Annotated in this window: 20 protein-coding genes; 5 read left to right on the top strand and 15 right to left on the bottom strand. The window is 63.1% G+C overall.

Annotation, left to right across the window (positions count from 1 at the left end):
• Window positions 1-223: 223 nt before the first annotated feature.
• From EOA16_RS29630 to EOA16_RS29620, 3 genes are all read right to left on the bottom strand, one after another.
• Complete coding sequence (locus EOA16_RS29630; protein ID WP_127261316.1) at window positions 224-2,104, bottom strand: ABC transporter ATP-binding protein/permease; 1,881 nt, start codon at window positions 2,102-2,104, stop codon at window positions 224-226.
• Between the two features lie 77 nt (window positions 2,105-2,181).
• Window positions 2,182-2,514: a metalloregulator ArsR/SmtB family transcription factor gene (locus tag EOA16_RS29625; RefSeq protein ID WP_127261315.1), complete on the bottom strand. Its 333-nt coding sequence runs from the start codon at window positions 2,512-2,514 to the stop codon at window positions 2,182-2,184.
• Between the two features lie 67 nt (window positions 2,515-2,581).
• A complete protein-coding gene (locus EOA16_RS29620) occupies window positions 2,582-3,514 on the bottom strand; it encodes a LysR family transcriptional regulator (RefSeq protein ID WP_127261314.1) in 933 nt (310 codons plus the stop codon).
• Window positions 3,515-3,607: 93 nt separating this feature from the next.
• On the opposite strand from EOA16_RS29620, the gene EOA16_RS29615 reads away from it, so the two are divergent.
• Entirely contained in the window at window positions 3,608-4,399 is a 792-nt protein-coding gene (locus EOA16_RS29615; protein ID WP_127261313.1) for an NAD(P)H-dependent oxidoreductase, read from the top strand.
• A gap of 30 nt (window positions 4,400-4,429) precedes the next feature.
• Here EOA16_RS29615 and EOA16_RS29610 read toward each other — a convergent pair whose 3' ends face one another.
• Window positions 4,430-5,908: a LysM peptidoglycan-binding domain-containing protein gene (locus EOA16_RS29610; protein WP_127261312.1), complete on the bottom strand. Its 1,479-nt coding sequence runs from the start codon at window positions 5,906-5,908 to the stop codon at window positions 4,430-4,432.
• Between the two features lie 143 nt (window positions 5,909-6,051).
• Between EOA16_RS29610 and EOA16_RS29605 the strand changes: the two genes are divergently transcribed.
• Complete coding sequence (locus EOA16_RS29605; RefSeq protein WP_127261311.1) at window positions 6,052-6,663, top strand: TIGR00730 family Rossman fold protein; 612 nt, start codon at window positions 6,052-6,054, stop codon at window positions 6,661-6,663.
• Window positions 6,664-6,734: 71 nt separating this feature from the next.
• On the opposite strand, the gene EOA16_RS29600 is transcribed toward EOA16_RS29605, so the two are convergent.
• Window positions 6,735-7,640 (bottom strand): LysR substrate-binding domain-containing protein, encoded by a 906-nt coding sequence (locus EOA16_RS29600; protein WP_127261310.1) that lies wholly within the window; start codon window positions 7,638-7,640, stop codon window positions 6,735-6,737.
• A gap of 110 nt (window positions 7,641-7,750) precedes the next feature.
• Here EOA16_RS29600 and EOA16_RS29595 point away from each other — a divergent pair, with 110 nt between their 5' ends.
• Both EOA16_RS29595 and EOA16_RS29590 read left to right on the top strand, forming a co-directional pair.
• Window positions 7,751-8,041 (top strand): muconolactone Delta-isomerase family protein, encoded by a 291-nt coding sequence (locus tag EOA16_RS29595; RefSeq protein WP_127261309.1) that lies wholly within the window; start codon window positions 7,751-7,753, stop codon window positions 8,039-8,041.
• A 177-nt stretch (window positions 8,042-8,218) separates the two neighbouring features.
• Window positions 8,219-9,217 (top strand): transporter, encoded by a 999-nt coding sequence (locus EOA16_RS29590; protein WP_127261308.1) that lies wholly within the window; start codon window positions 8,219-8,221, stop codon window positions 9,215-9,217.
• Window positions 9,218-9,233: 16 nt separating this feature from the next.
• On the opposite strand, the gene EOA16_RS29585 is transcribed toward EOA16_RS29590, so the two are convergent.
• The 9 genes from EOA16_RS29585 to cysS all read right to left on the bottom strand — a co-directional run bounded on the left by EOA16_RS29585 (window position 9,234) and on the right by cysS (window position 17,076).
• Window positions 9,234-9,920, bottom strand: coding sequence for a glutathione S-transferase family protein (locus EOA16_RS29585; protein ID WP_127261307.1), 687 nt, complete (start codon window positions 9,918-9,920; stop codon window positions 9,234-9,236).
• A 10-nt stretch (window positions 9,921-9,930) separates the two neighbouring features.
• Complete coding sequence (gene rarD, locus EOA16_RS29580) at window positions 9,931-10,857, bottom strand: EamA family transporter RarD (RefSeq protein ID WP_127261306.1); 927 nt, start codon at window positions 10,855-10,857, stop codon at window positions 9,931-9,933.
• An 82-nt stretch (window positions 10,858-10,939) separates the two neighbouring features.
• Window positions 10,940-12,556: a citramalate synthase gene (gene cimA, locus EOA16_RS29575; RefSeq protein ID WP_127261305.1), complete on the bottom strand. Its 1,617-nt coding sequence runs from the start codon at window positions 12,554-12,556 to the stop codon at window positions 10,940-10,942.
• Window positions 12,557-12,743: 187 nt separating this feature from the next.
• Window positions 12,744-13,703 (bottom strand): prolyl aminopeptidase, encoded by a 960-nt coding sequence (gene pip / locus EOA16_RS29565; RefSeq protein WP_127261303.1) that lies wholly within the window; start codon window positions 13,701-13,703, stop codon window positions 12,744-12,746.
• Window positions 13,700-14,176: a GFA family protein gene (locus EOA16_RS29560; RefSeq protein WP_109662751.1), complete on the bottom strand. Its 477-nt coding sequence runs from the start codon at window positions 14,174-14,176 to the stop codon at window positions 13,700-13,702. Before EOA16_RS29560 ends, pip begins: the two co-directional genes overlap by 4 nt.
• Window positions 14,173-14,664, bottom strand: a complete 492-nt coding sequence (locus tag EOA16_RS29555; RefSeq protein ID WP_127261302.1) for a GFA family protein — start codon at window positions 14,662-14,664, stop codon at window positions 14,173-14,175. Before EOA16_RS29555 ends, EOA16_RS29560 begins: the two co-directional genes overlap by 4 nt.
• Before the next feature lie 6 nt (window positions 14,665-14,670).
• The gene (locus tag EOA16_RS29550; RefSeq protein WP_127261301.1) at window positions 14,671-15,057 is read right to left on the bottom strand and encodes a VOC family protein; all 387 of its coding nucleotides are present in this window, start codon (window positions 15,055-15,057) and stop codon (window positions 14,671-14,673) included.
• Window positions 15,054-15,461: a DUF559 domain-containing protein gene (locus EOA16_RS29545; RefSeq protein ID WP_245456052.1), complete on the bottom strand. Its 408-nt coding sequence runs from the start codon at window positions 15,459-15,461 to the stop codon at window positions 15,054-15,056. Before EOA16_RS29545 ends, EOA16_RS29550 begins: the two co-directional genes overlap by 4 nt.
• 178 nt (window positions 15,462-15,639) lie before the next feature.
• Window positions 15,640-17,076, bottom strand: a complete 1,437-nt coding sequence (gene cysS, locus EOA16_RS29535; RefSeq protein ID WP_127261299.1) for a cysteine--tRNA ligase — start codon at window positions 17,074-17,076, stop codon at window positions 15,640-15,642.
• Window positions 17,077-17,467: 391 nt separating this feature from the next.
• Between cysS and EOA16_RS29530 the strand changes: the two genes are divergently transcribed.
• Entirely contained in the window at window positions 17,468-17,623 is a 156-nt protein-coding gene (locus tag EOA16_RS29530) for a hypothetical protein (RefSeq protein WP_109662740.1), read from the top strand.
• Between the two features lie 71 nt (window positions 17,624-17,694).
• Here EOA16_RS29530 and EOA16_RS29525 read toward each other — a convergent pair.
• On the bottom strand, window positions 17,695-18,047 hold a 353-nt coding region (locus EOA16_RS29525), incomplete at its 5' end, for an SOS response-associated peptidase family protein (protein WP_206517370.1).

The following is an 18,047-nucleotide window of genomic DNA, read 5'->3' as shown; positions in this document are numbered from 1 at the left end:
TAAGTTGAGGTCAAGTGGAAATTTCCGCGCGTTCTTCCCTTCTCCCCTTGTGGGAGAAGGTGGATCGGCGCGCAGCGCCGAGACGGTTGAGGGGTGCTCCAGCGGAGTGAGACGCTGATGTTCCAGCGGAATGAGGCGTTGGTGTTCCCTGGAACACCCCTCATCCGATCTCGCTTCGCGAGGCCACCTTCTCCCACAAGGGGAGAAGGAAGAGCAGCCACCGCTATGACACCTCCGAGGTTCGCCGGCGAACGATGACGCCAAGCTCGTCGCCCTCGCGGGCGATGCGCAGCCGCTCCTCGGCCTCGGTCGCCTCGCGCTGGCGGTCCCACATCGAGGCGTAGAGGCCATGTTTGCGCATCAGCTCGGCATGGGTGCCGCGCTCGGCGATCTGGCCATCCTGCAGCACGATGATCTCGTCGGCCGTGATCACCGTCGACAGACGGTGGGCGATGACGATGGTGGTGCGGCCACGGCTGACCAGATCGAGCGCGGCCTGGATCTCCTGCTCGGTGTGGCTGTCGAGTGCCGAGGTCGCTTCGTCGAGCATCAGGATCGGCGGCGCCTTCAGGATGGTGCGGGCGATCGCTACGCGCTGCTTCTCGCCGCCCGAAAGTTTTAGCCCGCGTTCGCCGACCATCGACTTGTAGCCGTCAGGCAATCGCTCGATGAACGGACCGATCTGGGCAAGTTCGGCGGCCTTCTGCATATCCTCCTCGCTGGCGCCGATGCGGCCGTAGCGGATGTTGTAGGCGATGGTGTCGTTGAACAGCACGGTGTCCTGCGGCACCATGCCGATCGCCCCGCGCAGGCTCTCCTGCGTTACATCCTTGATATCCTGGCCGTCGATCAGCACCTGACCGCCCTGCACATCGTAGAAGCGGAACAGAAGCCGCGAGATGGTCGACTTGCCGGCGCCTGACGGCCCGACAATGGCGACGGTCTTGCCGGCCGGCACCTCGAAACTGATGCCCTTCAGGATCTTGCGGTTCGGATCATAGGAGAAATGCACGTCGCGGAACTCGACCTTGCCGGCACTGACCGCGAGTGGCCTGGCATCCGGCTTGTCGACGATCTCCTGCGGAACATCCAGCAGATCGAACATCTGCTCGATATCGGTCAGCCCCTGGCGAATTTCGCGGTAGATGAAGCCGATGAAATTGAGCGGCACCGACAGTTGCATCAGCATGGCGTTGATGAAGACGAAGTCACCGACCGTCTGCGTGCCGGCCTGCACTTCAAGCGCCGACATGCACATGACGATGACGGTGCCGAGGCCGAAGATGATGCCCTGCCCGAAATTCAGCCAACCAAGCGAGGTCCAGATGCGCGTCGCGGCGACCTCGTAGCGCGCCATCGAGCGGTCGAAACGCTCGGCTTCCATGCCTTCATTGTTGAAGTACTTGACCGTTTCGTAGTTGAGCAGCGAGTCGATCGCCTTGGTGTTGGCGTCGGTGTCGCTGTCGTTCATGTCGCGGCGGATCGAGATGCGCCAGTCGCTGGCGCGGACCGTGAACCAGACATAGACCCAGACGGTGACCGCGACGACGAACACATATTTCCAGCCATAGGTGTAGGCGAAGATGCCGGTGGTCAGCGCGAATTCGAGGATGGTGGGCGCCGTGTTGAGCATGATGAAGCGCACGATCGTCTCGATGCCCTTGGTGCCGCGCTCGATGATGCGCGACAGGCCGCCAGTGCGCCGCTCCAGGTGAAAGCGCAGCGACAGTTGGTGCATGTGGACGAAGGTGCGGAAGGCGAGCTGGCGCACCGCATATTGGCCGACGCGGGCAAACAGCGCATCCCTTAACTGATTGAAGCCAAGCTGCACCAGCCGCACGACATTGTAGGCGACGACCAGCATGACGGGCGCCAGCAGGAAACTCGGCAACGGCGGCACCGATTTGGCGTCGCCGGCCAACGCGTCGGTCGCCCATTTGAAGAAATAGGGACCGGCGACCAGCGTCAGCTTGGCGACGACCAGCAACAGCGTCGCCCAGGTGACCCGGGCTCTCAGATCGGCGCGATCCGCCGGCCACATATAGGGCCACAAATTGAGCAGCGTCTTGAAGGTCGAGGAGTCGGAGACGGTTTTTTCGGCCATTTCTTGTGCCCTTCTTCTTATGTTTTTTTGACCATGATCTCGTCCGAAATCCGGACCCCACTTTTCGGGATCATGGTCTAGCGGCCGGAGCAGCAGGAATTGACGAGCGCGGCCACCGATGCGGAAACATCGGCGAGCGCGGCACGGTCGACCTCATAGCGCGAGCGCTGACGGTCAGGTTCGAACCGGACCAGCCCGGCTTCGACCAGTATCTTCAAATGTTGTGACACAGTGGACTGCGCCAGATCGAAACGGTCGACGACCTCGCGGCAGCAGCAGGAGTTGCTTGCGGACAAGTATTTCAGGATTTCGATCCGCGCCGGATGCGAAAGTGCTGCCAGCCGGGTGGCAACGGCTCGGCTGTCGGGGGCGCAGCCGGGCATACCTGTTTCAGCTAGGGATTCGCTCATCGTCCATCGGCGATAAACGATGGCCGGCGCTGCCGCAAGCTACTCTTCTGGGCAGAGCAGATCGCGGCTAACGCTGTGAACTGGACTTCTCGATCCCCGGGATGCCGGCTATCCGTTCAGCCAGGAAGTCAACCATCAGGCGGACCCTTGCAACGCCTGCGCGCTCCGGGACAATCAGTATGTTCAAAGGGGCGGACGGCAGCGAATAATCATCCAGTATCGTCTCGAGCAGGCCCGCCGCCAAAAGATCGTGGACAAGCCATCGGTGAGCCGGTGCGACGCCTCGACCCGCGAGCAAAGCCTCGCGCGCGGCAAGCCCATGGTCGACACGCAGGCGCCCCGCGAAAGGCACCATATGGCGCTCGCCTCCAGCGCCCTGCAAGGCAAGAGTTTCACTCCCCGCCACGTTCGACATCCGGATACCCTCATGTCCAGACAGGTCCGACGGGATAGCCGGCCTGCCTCGCTTCGCCAGATAATCCGGCGATGCCACGAGCAGGCGCCGTGACTGGCCGAGGGCCCGCAGCCTCAATGAACTGTCGGTGAGCGGCCCCAACCGAAGCGCGATGTCGACACCTTCCCTAACGAGATCGACACGCTCATCGGTGAGGCTGAGGTCAACGCCGATGTCGGGATATCGGTCCTGAAAGTCGAAGATGAGTCGGCTGGTGTGCAAGACCCCGAAAGCGGCAGTACAGGATATCCGGACGGTGCCGGCCGGCGCACCACGTGCGCCCCGCGCTTCGTCACCGGCCTGCTCGACAAGGCGCAGAATCTGGACGCTGTTGGCATAGTACCGGCTACCCTCGTCGGTCAACGTGATCCGCCGGGTGGTCCTGCTGAGCAAAGGTGCACCCACTGCCTCTTCAAGCTCTTGCAAATGCCGTGTGACCGTCGATTGCCCGATGCCCAGTTCGCCGGCAACCAACGACAGATTGCCCCGTTCCGCGACGCGAACGAAGGTGCGCATGCGTTCGAGGGTGATATCCGACTTATCCATTATTCGGCACAATCCTATGCTTTATGAATATCTAGCGGATTGGATCAATATTGCCTAGCTAAGGGCCAGTTTTTCAATCCCCGGAGTCCCCGCATGAAAATCCTACTTGTCTTCGCTCATCCAGAATCGCGCTCGCTCAATGGCGCGCTCCGCGATGTCGCCATCGGAGAACTCGAGGCACAAGGCCACGAAGTGCGGGTGACGGACCTTTACGCCCAGGGCTGGGAATCGTCGGTTGATCGGGCCGACTTTCCGGTTCTAGCGCCGGACGCGCGGCTGATGCCTGCCGCAGCGTCAAAAAAGTCTTTCGAGGCCAACGCGCTGACAGAGGACGTCAAGGCCGAGATCGCAAAGCTGCTATGGGCGGATGCCCTGATTCTCCAGTTTCCGCTCTGGTGGTTTGCCATGCCGGCGATCCTCAAGGGCTGGGTCGACAGGGTCTTCGCCTACGGCTTCGCTTACGGTGTGGGTGAGCATAGCGACAAACGATGGGGCGACCGCTACGGCGAAGGAACCTTGATGGGCAAGCGCGCAATGCTGATCGTGACCGCCGGCGGCTGGGAGGAGCACTATGCCCCTCGTGGCGTCAACGGACCAATTGATGATCTGCTGTTCCCGATCAACCACGGAATCCTCTGCTACCCGGGCTACGACGTCCTTCCGCCATTCGTCGTCTACAGCGTCGATCGCTTCGGTGAAGCCGACTTCGAACCCACTGCCGAGCGCCTGCGCGAGAGGATGAGGACGCTCGCGACCACGCAACCCATCCCCTATCGCCGCCAAAATGGCGGCGATTATTTGATTCCGAGCATGAACCTACGCCCCGACCTGGGCGATCCGAACATGATCGGATTCAAACTTCATCTGAGCAGTTCAACAAGCTAGCTGACGTCGACCCTTGGATGGCCTTGGACTCTAATTGGTCTTGGCCGGCGCTGTCGTTGCCTGCTCGCCCATCGCCTTGAGGTCGGCGGCTTCGCCTTCCTTCGATTTTTCCGGGACCTTGAACACCTGACCCGGCCAGATGCGGTCGGGATCACTGATCTGGTCCTGGTTGGCGAGGTAGATGGTCGAGAAGCGCACGCCATGGCCATAGACGCGCCGCGAGATCCGCCAAAGCGTGTCGTTGCGGCGGATGATGACGGCGGCGTCGGCATGTTCAAGCTTGGGCGCCACGGTCTCGGGCACATCGCTTGGCGGCGTCGCCGCCGCCACAACGGCCGGAGCTCCGGTGGCGGGAGCGGGCGTCGTGGCAGGTGCCGTCTCGGCAGGTGCGGCGGCGACGGCCGGCGCCTCGGCGGCGGCAGGTGCGGCCGGCTTGGGCTGAACGGGCTTCGGTTCCGGGGGTGCCACGGCGGCGACCGCTTCGCCGGGCTCGCGCTCGAACGGTACGGCCGCGCGGGCCACAACTGTCACACCGTCGGCATCCAGGCCGTCGACATGGATTGTGTAGCTGCCGACCGGAATGTCGCGCGTCGCCTCGACCAGGAAATGACCATCCGGCGACGTTTGCGCGTCACCGAGCAGGATGTCGTTGGCATAGGCCCGCACCTTGCGACCGGCATCGGCGAGGCCGGCGACAAAGATCTTGCTGCCGTCGATCTCGACCGCCTCGACGACGATTTTGGGCTCAGTCACGCCTGCAGCGGGCGGCGTCGCCGGCGCTGCAGGAGCCGGTGCTGCGTCGACCGCGGCTGGCGCTGGGGCGGCTGGTGCCGGAGCGGTTGCGGGCACTTCGGCTGCGGGAGCAGCCGGCGCGGCGGCCGGAGCAGCCGGCTTTGTCTCGGGCGCGGGAACGGTCAGCAATTCGGCCGGCTTGCCCGGCTCCTCGACCATGGCCAGCACCTGACCGGCCGCATCCTTGGGAACCGAAACGACGGCGGTCTGCACCGAGGGCGTTACGACATCGCCCGTGGTCGCGCGCAGCGCGATCGTATAATCGCCGGGCTTCAGCGGATCATCGAGAATGATAACGAAGGCACCATCGGGACCAGCGACCGTCGAGCCAAGCACCGTCGAGCCGTTGAGGATCTCGACCTTGGCGTTGGGCGCCGCATTGCCGGCAACGACAATCGAGCCATTGCTTTCGACGCGCACGACATCGAAGGACGGTGCGACCGGACCGGCCGCAGCCGGCGCCGCCGCGTCGGGTGCGGCCGGTGCCGCTGCCTGGGGCACCGCGGCGGGAGCCGCAGGGACCTCCGCGGCGGGTAGCCGCGCTTCGGTGCCGGGATCGGCCGGTTTCGGCGCCGCCGGCGGCGTCAGAGCCGCCACGTTCGCCGGCGGCGTGGGATTGAGATACGGGTCGAGTGCGCCCGATACATAGGCGGTTCCCGCGGCCGCAACGGTCCCACCCGCTGCGAACAGGAACGCCTTGAGTGGATTAATCGCCATATTTCCCTACCCCTTAGCCACCTAACGCCGGTCTAGCCTGTTTTGCCAATGCCGACAAGAAAAACGGGCCGACAAGAAAAAGCCCGGGCTTGTTGACCCTTGGGACTTGACCGCGCTTTCAGACCCAATCACCAATCATCGGCATGAACACGATTCGATCCGTCTGCGTCTATTGCGGCTCGTCTGCGGGCCGCGATGAAACCTATATCAAGGCCGGACACCTGCTCGGGCGCTCGATTGCCAAAGCGGGACTGCGGCTGGTCTATGGCGGCGGCACCAAAGGCATCATGGGCGCTGTCGCCGAAGGCGCGCTCAAGGCCGGCGGCAAAGTGACGGGCATCATTCCGCGCTTCCTGATCAACAAGGAGGCGAGCGAAACAGCGCTTGACCGGCTCGATGAACTCTTGATCACCGACAACATGCACGAGCGCAAACACAAGATGTTCGAGAAATCCGACGCCTTTGTGGCACTGCCGGGTGGCATCGGCACGGTCGAGGAGATCATCGAGATCATGACCTGGGGACAACTTGGCCATCATCGCAAACCGATCGTCTTCGGCAATGTCGGCGGATTCTGGGATCCGATGCTGGCGTTGCTCGATCACATGGCCGCCGAGGGCTTCATCCACACCGCACAGCGGGTCAAGCCGCTGGTCGTCGACGACCCCGAAGCGATCGTTGCCGCCATCATGGTGGCAGGGTCGTCCGTCGACGCCCCGACCGAGGGCGTGCAGTCGGTGATAGACAAAATGTAGGGGGTAAGGGAATAGGGCGGTAAGGCAGTATGTGAATTGCCTGGAGTCTCCTGCGCTACTGCCCTACTGCCCTACTGCCCTACTGCCCTACCCTCTTCCCCAGCAGCCTGCCGCAAGCCGGCGATCACCGCGCGGCGGTCATGACGCCGCCAGGCGAGATAGATGGAAACCGTGCGGTCGAACCATGGCAGGTCGCGAAACACGATCCGCGGCGGCGCGGCGGCACGCAGGCTGGCTTGCACCGTCGCCAGGCCGAGCCCGGCACTGACCAGGCCGAGCGATGTCAACGGGTCCGCCGTCTCATAGGCGATGTCGGGCAAAAAGCCGGCCTTGGCGCAGGCGGCAAGGAACTGGCCGCGATTGGTGTCGTCCGGCTGGCGCACGACAGTGATCCAAGTGCGACCGTCAAGGTGGTGAGGCCCAATCTCTGGCGCTTCAACAAGTGGATCATCTTCGGGGATCGCCAGCACCAACGGCTCATGCCGCAGCGCCGTGGCGCCGACTTCCGGGTCATCGTCGGCTGGCGGCGAATAGACAAAGCCCAGATCCAGAGAGCGCTGCCGCAACCCCTCCAGTTGCGCCGCCGAACGCAGGCTTCTCAGCTGCAGGTGGAAATCCGGCCGGTCGCGACGGAACTGGCGCAGCATCCCGGCGACAAGCCCGGCATGAACGGCCCCTTCGACATAGCCGATGGCGAGCCGGCCGACGGCGCCGCTGGCCAGGTTGCGGCCGAACTCCTCCAAACGTCGCGCATTGGACAGCAGCGCGCGGGCCTCGGTGAGGAAGGCGCGGCCCTCGGCGTTGAGATGGACCCGCTGCTTCGACCTTGCAAAGAGGGAAACACCCAACTGCTCCTCAAGCTGGATGATCTGTCGGCTGAGTGGCGACTGGGAAATATGCAGCATTTCTGCTGCGCGCCCGACATTTCCGGTTTCGGCGACGGTGACGAAATAGCGGATCTGGCGCAGGTCGAACATTTTTCCTCCAAGGCTCCAGTCCCCTCAGGTCTCAACTTTAGCCTAACCAGTCTTAGACAGTCTGACCAGCAGGAGCGATAGTTCGGGCCATCCAACCAAAGGAGATCGCCATGCAGTTCTTTGCCCTTCTCACCCGCAACACCGAAAAATTTGCCGATGCCGATTTCGCTCCGCTTCTGCCCGGCGAAGCCGAACAGCGGCGCACGCTCTTTGCAGAGGGCGCGGTGCGCCAGGTCTGGAACCGCGGTGACATCCCGGGCAGCGGCATGATGTTCGAGGCAGCCGATGATGCAGAGGTCCGTGGCCATCTCGCCACCTTGCCGTTGGTCAAGGCCGGCATGATGGCCATTGCCGCAATCGTGCCGCTCAAGCCCTACCCAGGCTTCGGCCCGAAGCACTGACAGGGCGCGATCCGGGGGTGACGAAGGCGTCACCTCCGCATAGCCACGGCTCATCGACAGACTGTGATCGACTGTCAAGAAACCGTCACACGGAACCAGGTTGGCTCGTGCTAGAAATCAAGGCCAGGCAGCCGCCGTGCGGCGCCATCTTCGGAACATGCATCTGGCACCGCGCCCATGGATATCACTCTCGCCCCGGAAGGCACCGACCTGTCGCCCTACCTGCCCGACGAGCACGGACTGTTCTTCCTCTATCATTTCACCGCTGAGGGCGTGCGAACCAGGGACGCCGCCGCCGCGCACTGGACATGGCGCAGCTACCAGCTTTCCGACATGCGGGCCCGCCACGAAATCGGCACCGATCAGGCTTTGCCGGCACCGGTGCGTGAAGCTTTCCTGTCCGCCAGCCATGGCTGCCACATCGACCTCGAGGACGACTGGCTCTATGGCGATCTGCCGGACCTGCGCCATGACTATTCGGCGGAAGCGGGCGGGCTTGGCCATTTCCGCTTCGCGCTCAATGACACGATGCTGGTCGGCGCCCGCAAGCAACCGCTGCAGTCGGTCGACAACATCCGCAAGGCGATCGAGAATGGATCGCGCAAGTTCCGCTCGCCAGCCGATCTGATCGAGGCTGTCGTCGGCCAGTCATTCGATGGCATGGTGGCGGAACTTGCGGCACTCGGCGACAGTCTCGACGGCATCGAAGACCGTATCGTCTGCGACGCATGGCACAATGAACGGCAATCCCTCGTCGATGCGCGCCGGCATCTGGTGGTGATCCACAGGCAGATGGCGACGCTGACCAATCTGTTCCGTCATCTTGATCATTCGCACCGCAACGACCTGCCAGACAGCATCAACGACATGGCCGCGCGCCTTTCACACCGGGCGCAGACGCTTCACTATGACGGCGAGCAATTGCAGGCGCGCGCCCGGCTGTTGCAGGACGAGCTTATGGCAAAGCTGACAACGCAGTCGAACCGACTGCTGTACGTACTGTCGGTGATGACGGCGGTGCTGTTGCCGATGACCATCATCTCAGGCCTGTTCGGCATGAACGTTGGGGGCCTGCCGCTGGTCGACACGCCAATGGGCTTTTGGGTGGTGACGGCGGTGTCGATGGTGATCGCGGGCGCGACCTATCTCTTTGTCAGGCGGCTCGGACAGATGTAGCACCCGCCGGCGGCTTTCACGCCGTGGCGCGAAGATCCTCGATGATGGTGCCGGCGGCGGCGACTTCCCCTTCGTGATCGGGCTCGCGCCAGGTCTCGGCAAGCCCACCCGCATGCCATTCGCGCATCGCCGCCAAGACAAGCAATTGCGCCGGATAGGCTGCAGCCGCACCCTCGAAGGAGAGCCCATAGGACTGTGCTCGGAACGCCACCGGGGCAAAGAACGCGTCGACAGCGGTGAAATGAGCGCCGGCCAGAAACGGCCCGCCGAAACGGGCAAGGCCATCGTTCCAAAGGTCACCGAGGCGAAAGAGGTCCTGCTTCAGCGCATCCGACATCGGAAACGGCTTTACCCGCACGCCGCAACTCATCGGACAGGCGCTGCGCAATGCGGTGAAGCTCGAATGCATCTCGGCGGCGGCCGAGCGTGCCCAGGCGCGCGCCTTGGCTTCGACGGGCCACACGCCATGGTGGCGTTCGGCGAGATATTCGACGATGGCCAGCGAATCCCAGACCGCCCAGCCGTCGTCGATCAGGCACGGCACGCGGCCGCTCGGCGAGAACTGCCGGTAGAGTTCCCAACTCGATCCGGTCGGGAATGGCGTCAGCCGCTCTTCGAACGGGATGTTCAGCTCTCGCATCAACACCCAAGGCCGCAGCGACCATGAGGAATAATTCTTGTTGGCGATATGCAGCAGGTACATCCGAAATCCCTTACCGTGCGGGCTGCGGCGCGGCCCTACGCGCTGTCGTCAACATCGACCAGGAATAGATCGCCAGGGCCGCCCAGATCAGCGCGAACGCAACCGCCTGGGTGGTGCCGAAAGGCTCGTCGAAGACCAGAACGGCGATCAGGAACACCATGGTCGGCGCGATATATTGCATGATGCCGATGGTGGAGAGGCGCAGCAGCTTGGCGCCGAAGGCGAACAGCAACAACGGCACCGATGTGACCGGACCGCAGCCGATCAGCAATGCCGTATCGGTGCCGCTGCTGGATACGATGTGGTCCTGTCCGGTCGCGATGAGATAGACGATGTAGCCGAGCGCCGGCACCGACAGCAAAAGCACTTCGAGCAAAAAGCCCTGGCTCGGGCCGATCGGCAGCGTCTTGCGGAAGAAGCCGTAGGCGGCGAAGGAAAACGCCAGCGCCAGCGACACCCAGGGCAGCTTGCCGCCCTCTATGGTCAGCACCGTGACCGCGACGGCCGCCAGCGCCACCGCCGCGATCTGCAGCCGGTCGAGCCGCTCGCCGAGCAGCAGCGCGCCAACGACGACGCTGACCAGCGGATTGATGTAGTAGCCGAGCGCGGTTTCGACGGTGCGGTCGACCGCGATCGCCCAGACATAGATGCCCCAGTTGACCGAGATCAGCGCCGCCGTCAGCGCGGCCATGGCGATGGTGCGGGGAGAGCGAAGCGCCGCCTTGAAATCCGCCGTGCGGCCGGCCCAGATCAGAACGGCGGCGGCGATCGGCACCGACCAGATGATGCGATGGGCAATGACTTCGGCGAGCGGCAGATGAGCGACCGCCTTCATGTAGAAGGGCAGCAATCCCCATAGCAGATAGGCGCCGAGCGCCAGCAGAAAGCCCCGCCGGGCCTTGGAATCCGCGTCCAGGGTAATTGCTTCAGTGGCCATGGGCCAACGCTATGGCCCAGTCACCTTGGCAAGACCATCGCAAAGTTCTGATGGATCAATGGACTTTCGCTGATGGTTCAACCTATTCGGCCGCCACCAGCCCGGCCATCTCGCGGTTCTTCATCAGCTTGTAGACGATGGAATCCATCAGCGCCTGGAACGAGGCGTCGATGATGTTTTCGGAAACGCCGACCGTCCACCAGCGCGCGCCGGTGCCGTCATGCGATTCGATCAGAACGCGGGTAATCGCCTCTGTGCCGCCATTGAGGATACGCACCTTGAAGTCGGCCAGCTCCATGTCGGCGATCTCGCCCTGGAATTTGCCGAGGTCCTTGCGCAGCGCGATGTCGAGTGCATTGACCGGGCCATGCCCCTCGGCCACCGACATCTTCTCCTCGCCGTCGACCACCACCTTGACGATCGCTTCGGAGACCGTCTTCAACTGGCCGTTGGCGTCGAAGCGGCGCTCGACCATGCAGCGGAACGAGGTGACGTTGAAGAACTCCGGCAGGCCGTGCAGCATCTTGCGCGCCAGGAGTTCGAAGCTGGCATCGGCGCCTTCATAGGCGTAGCCCTCGGCCTCGCGCTCCTTGACCACCGATATAAGCGCGTCGAGCCGGTGATCGTCCTTCGGCACGTCGATGCCGCGCCGCTTCAGCTCGGCGAGGAAATTGGCCTTGCCGCCCTGGTCCGAAACCATGACGCGGCGGCGATTGCCGACCGTTTCCGGAGGCACATGCTCATAGGTTGCCGGCTCCTTGGCCAGCGCGGAGGCATGGATGCCGGCCTTGGTGGCGAAGGCGGAAGCGCCGACATAGGGCGCCTGCGCTTCCGGAGCACGGTTCAGGAGCTCGTCGAAAGCGCGCGACAGGCGCGAAATGCCGGTCAGCGCCTCAGCCGAAATGCCTGTCTCGAAACGATCGGCGAAGGCCGGCTTCAGCGCCAGGGTCGGCACGATCGAGATCAAATTGGCGTTGCCGCAGCGCTCGCCGATGCCGTTGAGCGTGCCCTGGATCTGGCGCACGCCGGCCTCGACAGCGGCGAGAGAGTTCGCCACGGCCTGGCCGGTGTCGTCATGGGCATGGATGCCGAGATGATCGCCCGAAATACCTGATAAAATAGCCTTCTCGACGATGGCGCGGACTTCCGACGGCTGCGTGCCGCCATTGGTGTCACACAGCACCACCCAGCGCGCGCCGGCATCATAGGCGGTCCTGGCGCAGGCCAGCGCATAGTCGGGATTGGCTTTGAAGCCGTCGAAGAAATGCTCGCAGTCGACCAACGCCTCCTTGCCGGCGGCGACCGCCGCCTCGACGGAGGCCTTGATGGATTCCAGGTTCTCCTCATTGGTACAGCCGAGCGCGACACGGACATGGTAGTCCCAGCTCTTGGCGACGAAGCAGATGGCATCCGACTTCGATTGCACGAGCGAGGTAAGGCCGGGATCGTTGGACGCCGATACCCCTGCCCGCTTGGTCATGCCGAAGGCGACGAATTTGGCGCGCGCCGTCCGCTTCTCCTGGAAGAAGGCTGTGTCGGTCGGATTGGCGCCGGGATAGCCGCCCTCGACATAATCGAGACCAAAAGCGTCGAGCAGTCTGGCGATGGCGATCTTGTCCTCGACGGAAAAATCGATACCCGGCGTCTGCTGGCCATCGCGAAGGGTCGTGTCGAAGAGGTAGAGGCGCTGTTTTTTCATTGTCCTGTGGGCGCGCGAGCACCCCCCTCTGGCCTACCGGCCATCTCCCCCTCAAGGGGGGAGATCGGCAGCTCGAATGCTCCGCCATCCCATGCTGCGCCGAATATTTGCGAAAGCCGAAATGCAAGCCAATCTCCCCCCTTGAGGGGGAGATGTCCGGCAGGACAGAGGGGGGCGAATGGCACTGTCATTTCTTCCCCGCAAATCTATCCGTCGCCCGGATCAGCCGATCCAATATCCCCGGCTCCGAATAGGCGTGGCCGGCGCCCTCGATCAGGTGGAAATCGGCCTTTGGCCAGGCCTTGTGCAGCGCCCAGGCATAGCGCGCCGGGCACGGCATGTCGTAGCGGCCGTGGACGATGGTGCCGGGAATGTGACTCAGCTTGTGCGCGTCGCGCAGCAACTGCCCTTCCTCCAGCCAGCCGGCATGGACGAAATAGTGGTTCTCGATGCGGGCGAAGGCAATGGCATAGTCGTCCTGCCCAAACGGTCCGCTGGTCTCCGGCTCCGGCAACAGCGTGATCGTTTCGCCTTCCCACAGGCTCCAGGCGCGGGCGGCCTCAATCTGCGCCTTGCGGTCGCTGCCGACCAGCCGATTGCGGTAGGCGGCCATCATGTCGCCGCGCTCGGCCTCGGGAATCGGCGCCAGGAACCGCTCCCACTTGTCCGGAAACATTTCCGAGACGCCGAACTGGTAGTACCATTCGAGTTCCGCACGCGTCAGCGTGTAGATGCCACGTACTACCAGCTCACTGACGCGTTCAGGGTGCGTTTCGGCATAGGCGAGCGCCAGCGTAGAGCCCCAGGAGCCGCCGAATACCAGCCATTGGTCGAAGCCGGCCATTTCGCGCAGGCGCTCGATGTCAGCGACCAGGTGCCATGTCGTGTTGGCTTCGAGCGAGGCGTTGGGCGTCGACTTTCCGCAGCCGCGCTGGTCGAACAGGATGACATCGTAAAGCTTCGGGTCGAACAGCCGCCGGTGTTTTGGCGAAATGGTGCCGCCCGGCCCGCCATGTAGGAACACCGCCGGTTTGGCGCCTTTGGTGCCGGAACGTTCCCAGTAGACCTGATGGCCGTCGCCGACATCGAGCATGCCGGAATCGAAAGCCTCGATCTCGGGATAAAGCGTACGCAATTGACTGCTCATAGTTGCAAACCTTTGGTCGGCCAGTCCGCTGTTTCATGGTCGGGGTGCTGGAAGGAGATGATGGATTCCTGCCTGTTATAGTAGTCGGGATCCTGGTGGACGGGCTGATCGAAGATCGTCTCCACCCACGGCAGCCGCGCGGCGTAGTTGACCTGAATCTGCGGGGCGAGATCGGAGCGGTCGTCGAAGGCACCGATGGCGATCTCGAGTCCGCCGGGCTGCCGGTAGGTCAGCGGCGTGCCACAGCGGGCGCAGAAGCCACGATCGATGTTGACCGACGACTGGAAATAGCTCGGCTCTTCATGGGTCCATTCGACGCCATCCCTGGGCACCGTGACCAGCGCACCGAAGAATGAGCCGAACTGCTTCTGGCACATGCGGCAATGGCAGATCGACGGACGGCCGAGCGCTCCATGAATGCGAAAGCGCACGGCGCCACACTGGCAGCCGCCGGTTCTTACTGTCTCGGTCATGATCTTTCCTTCGGCGGCCATTGTTCGGTGTCGTGGTCGGGGTGCTGGTAGGAGACGAGATCGGCCAGATAGGGAGCTGACGACATGTCGGCCATCGTCTCCTCCCCCGGCAATTGCGGGATCGAGTCGACATAGGGAAGTTTTGCCTCGGTGCCCCACTGGATCAGCGGCACTATTTCCGCCGGATTGTCGAACGCACCGATGGCGAGGCCAACGCCGTCCGGGGCGGTGAAGGTCAATGGCGTGCCGCAATTGGCGCAGAAGCCACGATCGACATGGTTGGAGGAGCGGAAGTATTTCGGCTCACCGCGCGTCCAATCGAGCCTGGCGCCGCGCACCGACACCAGTGGCGCGTAAAACGAGCCGAACGCCTTCTGGCACATGCGGCAATGGCAGATCGAAGCGTCGCCGAGCGCACCTTCAACGCGAAAGCGCACCGCGCCGCACTGGCAGCCGCCGGTGTAGATCGGCCGGTTGTCGAGGCTCATCGCCGCTCACTCCGGGGCATGGCAGACGGCCTCGACATTGTTGCCGTCGGGATCGAAGACGAAGGCGGCGTAGTAGTCCGGGTGATAGTGCGGGCGCAGGCCCGGCCCCCCATTGTCCCTGCCGCCGGCGGCGAGTGCCGCGGCATAAAAGGCTTCGACCTCGGCGCGGCTGCGCGCGGTGAAGGCGACATGCTGGTGATCCCTGGGCTTGTCCTTGCCGGTGCTCAGCCAGAACACCGGCCGGTCACGGCCATAACCACCGACCTTGGCGCCGCCGGTATATTCCAGCGGCACCATGTAAAGAAGTGCCGCACCTAGCGGTGCCATCGCCTTGTCGTAGAAAGCCTTCGAAGCATCGAAATCGGCAACGGTGATGCCGAGATGGTCGATCATGAAACGGACTCCCTTGCTGGTTCGCTCGCCTGGTTTTCGACACCGGCCAAACCGGCCACGATCACGATGTGCTGGCATACATTGTCGATATCGCGAATGACATCATCGTTCCAGAACCGCAGGATGGTCCAGCCCAGCGCTTCAAGCTTTCCGGTTCTTGCGGCATCCGATGCCGAAGCTTCGGCCTGGGCATGCTGCGAACCATCCAATTCGACGATCAGCTTTTTAACCGGACAAGCAAAATCCACGATGTAGCCGGCAATAGGCATTTGCCGGCGGACCGACAGGCTCATCAAACGATGCGCCCTGATCTCATTCCAGAGCTTCAGCTCGGCATCGGTCATCTGCTTGCGCATCTTGCGCGCATTGCCACGATTGACCGGAGGCACGCGATAGTGGGTCACCGCCGCATACCCCCCTCTGCCCTGCCGGGCATCTCCCCCTCAAGGGGGGAGATCGGCAGCTTCGGCGCTGATGTCGCTTCTTCAACGTTGAAAATTGACGAAAGCATAGATGACGTCCAATCTCCCCCCTTGAGGGGGAGATGCCCGGCAGGGCAGAGGGGGGTGCTTGGCGCCACCCTCACCGCTTGACCTCCCAAGTCGTCACACGGTCGCCCGTGACCGGGTCCTTGCCGTCCTTCAACTGTACACCTTGTGCCAGCAGGTCGTCGCGGATGCGGTCGGCCTCGGCCCAGTTCTTGGCGGCGATGAATGCGAGACGCTTCGCGATGGCCTTCGCCACGTGGTCTTCATCAACCTTCGCCGACGCGACATCGAAGCCGAGGAACAGCAGCGACGCCTTCAGCGCAGCCGCCGCATCGTTGCCGTCCGCTGCCTCGCCGGCCAACCGGGTCAGGACCTGGAAGGCGGCATAGGTGGCGAGATCGTCCGACAAGGCATCGATGACCTCCACCGGCACCTGCCCTGCCGTCGCCGGCGCGAGGTCCGCCGCCCGCTTCCATTTGCGCAGCGTGTTGTCGGCTTCTTCCAGCTTGCGCACGGAAAAGTCGATCGGCTCGCGATAATGCGTCATCAGCATCGCCAGCCGCAGCACCTCGCCCGGCCATTTGCGGCCGCCAAAGGTCTCGGTCTCCAGGAGCTCGTTGATCGAATAGAAATTGCCGAGGCTCTTCGACATCTTCTGCCCTTCGACCTGCAGGAAGCCGTTATGCATCCAGATGTTGGCCATCACGTCGGTGCCATGGGCGCAGCGCGACTGGGCGATCTCGTTTTCATGATGCGGGAAGATCAGGTCGAGGCCGCCGCCATGGATGTCGAAGACCTCGCCGAGATAGGCGGCCGACATTGCCGAGCATTCGATGTGCCAGCCCGGGCGGCCCCTGCCCCATGGCGAATTCCAGCCCGGCTCCTCCGGCGACGACAGCTTCCAGAGGACAAAATCGCCGGGATTTTTCTTGTGCGCGTCGACAGCGACGCGAGCGCCCGCCTGCTGCTCGTCGAGATTGCGCTTCGACAACTGGCCGTAGTCTGGCATCGACGCCGTGTCGAACAGGACTTCACCTGCGGCAACATAGGCATGGCCGCGTTCGATCAGGCTTTGAATCAAGGTGATCATGTCGACCTTGCCGTCGGCGCGAGGCTCGACGAATTCGGTGGCGCGCGGCTCGACCGTCGGCTCCAGGCAGCCGAGAACCGCGACATCCCTGTGGAACTGATCGGCGGTCTTTTCGGTGACGCGCCTGATCGCCTCGTTGAGCGAAAGCGTGCCGGAAGCGATCTCGCCGCCGAAATCGCGCAAAGCGCGGGCGTTGATCTTGTCGTCGACGTCCGTGATGTTGCGCACATAGGTGACGTGCGTCTCGCCATACAGATGACGCAGCAAGCGGAACAGCACGTCGAACACGATCACCGGCCTGGCGTTGCCGATATGGGCAAAGTCGTAGACGGTCGGGCCGCAGACATACATGCGCACATTGTCTGGATCGATCGGGACGAAATCCTCTTTCGTCCGCGTCAGCGTGTTGTAGAGGCGCAGGCCCTGCGATGCGTCAGACATTCGTGCCTTCCCGGTTCAGAACTCAATCTGGATGGAGCCAGCCTGCGCGAGACGCAAATCAAGCTCCAGCCTGCTGGCCGGGGCGTTTGTCCAATCTGGGGAAAGATGAGGCGAAAACGTCCGGACCAGCGCGAGGCTAGCCAATAATGCAAATGCCACAAATGGCGAAAGACGTTTTCATGGGCGGCTTTATCGCCTTGGCTTGTGTTGCCGTCAAGTCGCAAGTTTCGGCAAAAACGTCGCTGGATCACAGGTAATGACCCAGTGAAACATTTTATTAAACATGTCGGCACAGTCATGAAACATTCGTCGGCTAGATCAGCAGGCGTCACGATTTGGTCAGAATCAGCCATCAAACGCGGACACGAAAATGTTACCTGGGAAGAGAGACATGCCCCGAAGCAAGCAGGAATCCAACCGCGCCAAGCAACCGGCGCTGGCCAACCACTATCGCGCAATCGGTCCGGCCGCGATCGTCGCCGCCCTTCTCCACACCGCGAAGAAGAAGAAGCCGGCGCAGAAGATCGTATCGCCCCGCGCCGCCTGAAGCGGTGTGCGGCCGGCGCCAAAGGCGCCTGGCATGAGGGCGCTGACATGCGCCTTTGAAGAACAGGTGAGCTAGAACAACGTCATCTGACTGTCGTCCGCGCCGGGCTTCTGGCGCTTGACCTTCTCGGGCTCCGGCCCGATCTCGCCCCGCTCCTGAATCTCCGATCCGGTGTTGGCGACCTTGTTGACGAGGTCGGAGACGGGAATTGCCTCGAAGAAATCCAACTGTGCCGGTCGCAACAGGTCGGCGACATCGCGCGGCTCGAGCGTGCGGCAATCCAGCCAACGAGCGAAATCCCTGGGATCGATCACCACCGGCATGCGGTCGTGGATTTGGGCGATGTCCGCATTGGCGTTGATGGTCAGGATGGCGCCGGTGTCCATTTCCGAACCGCCCGGCTCGGCATAGGTCTCGATCAGGC

The sequence above is a fragment of the Mesorhizobium sp. M7A.F.Ca.US.008.03.1.1 genome, from assembly GCF_003997495.1.
Lineage (GTDB): Bacteria > Pseudomonadota > Alphaproteobacteria > Rhizobiales > Rhizobiaceae > Mesorhizobium.
Note: the sequence above shows the minus strand (reverse complement) of the source record. Positions and strands in the feature narration are given on the sequence as shown.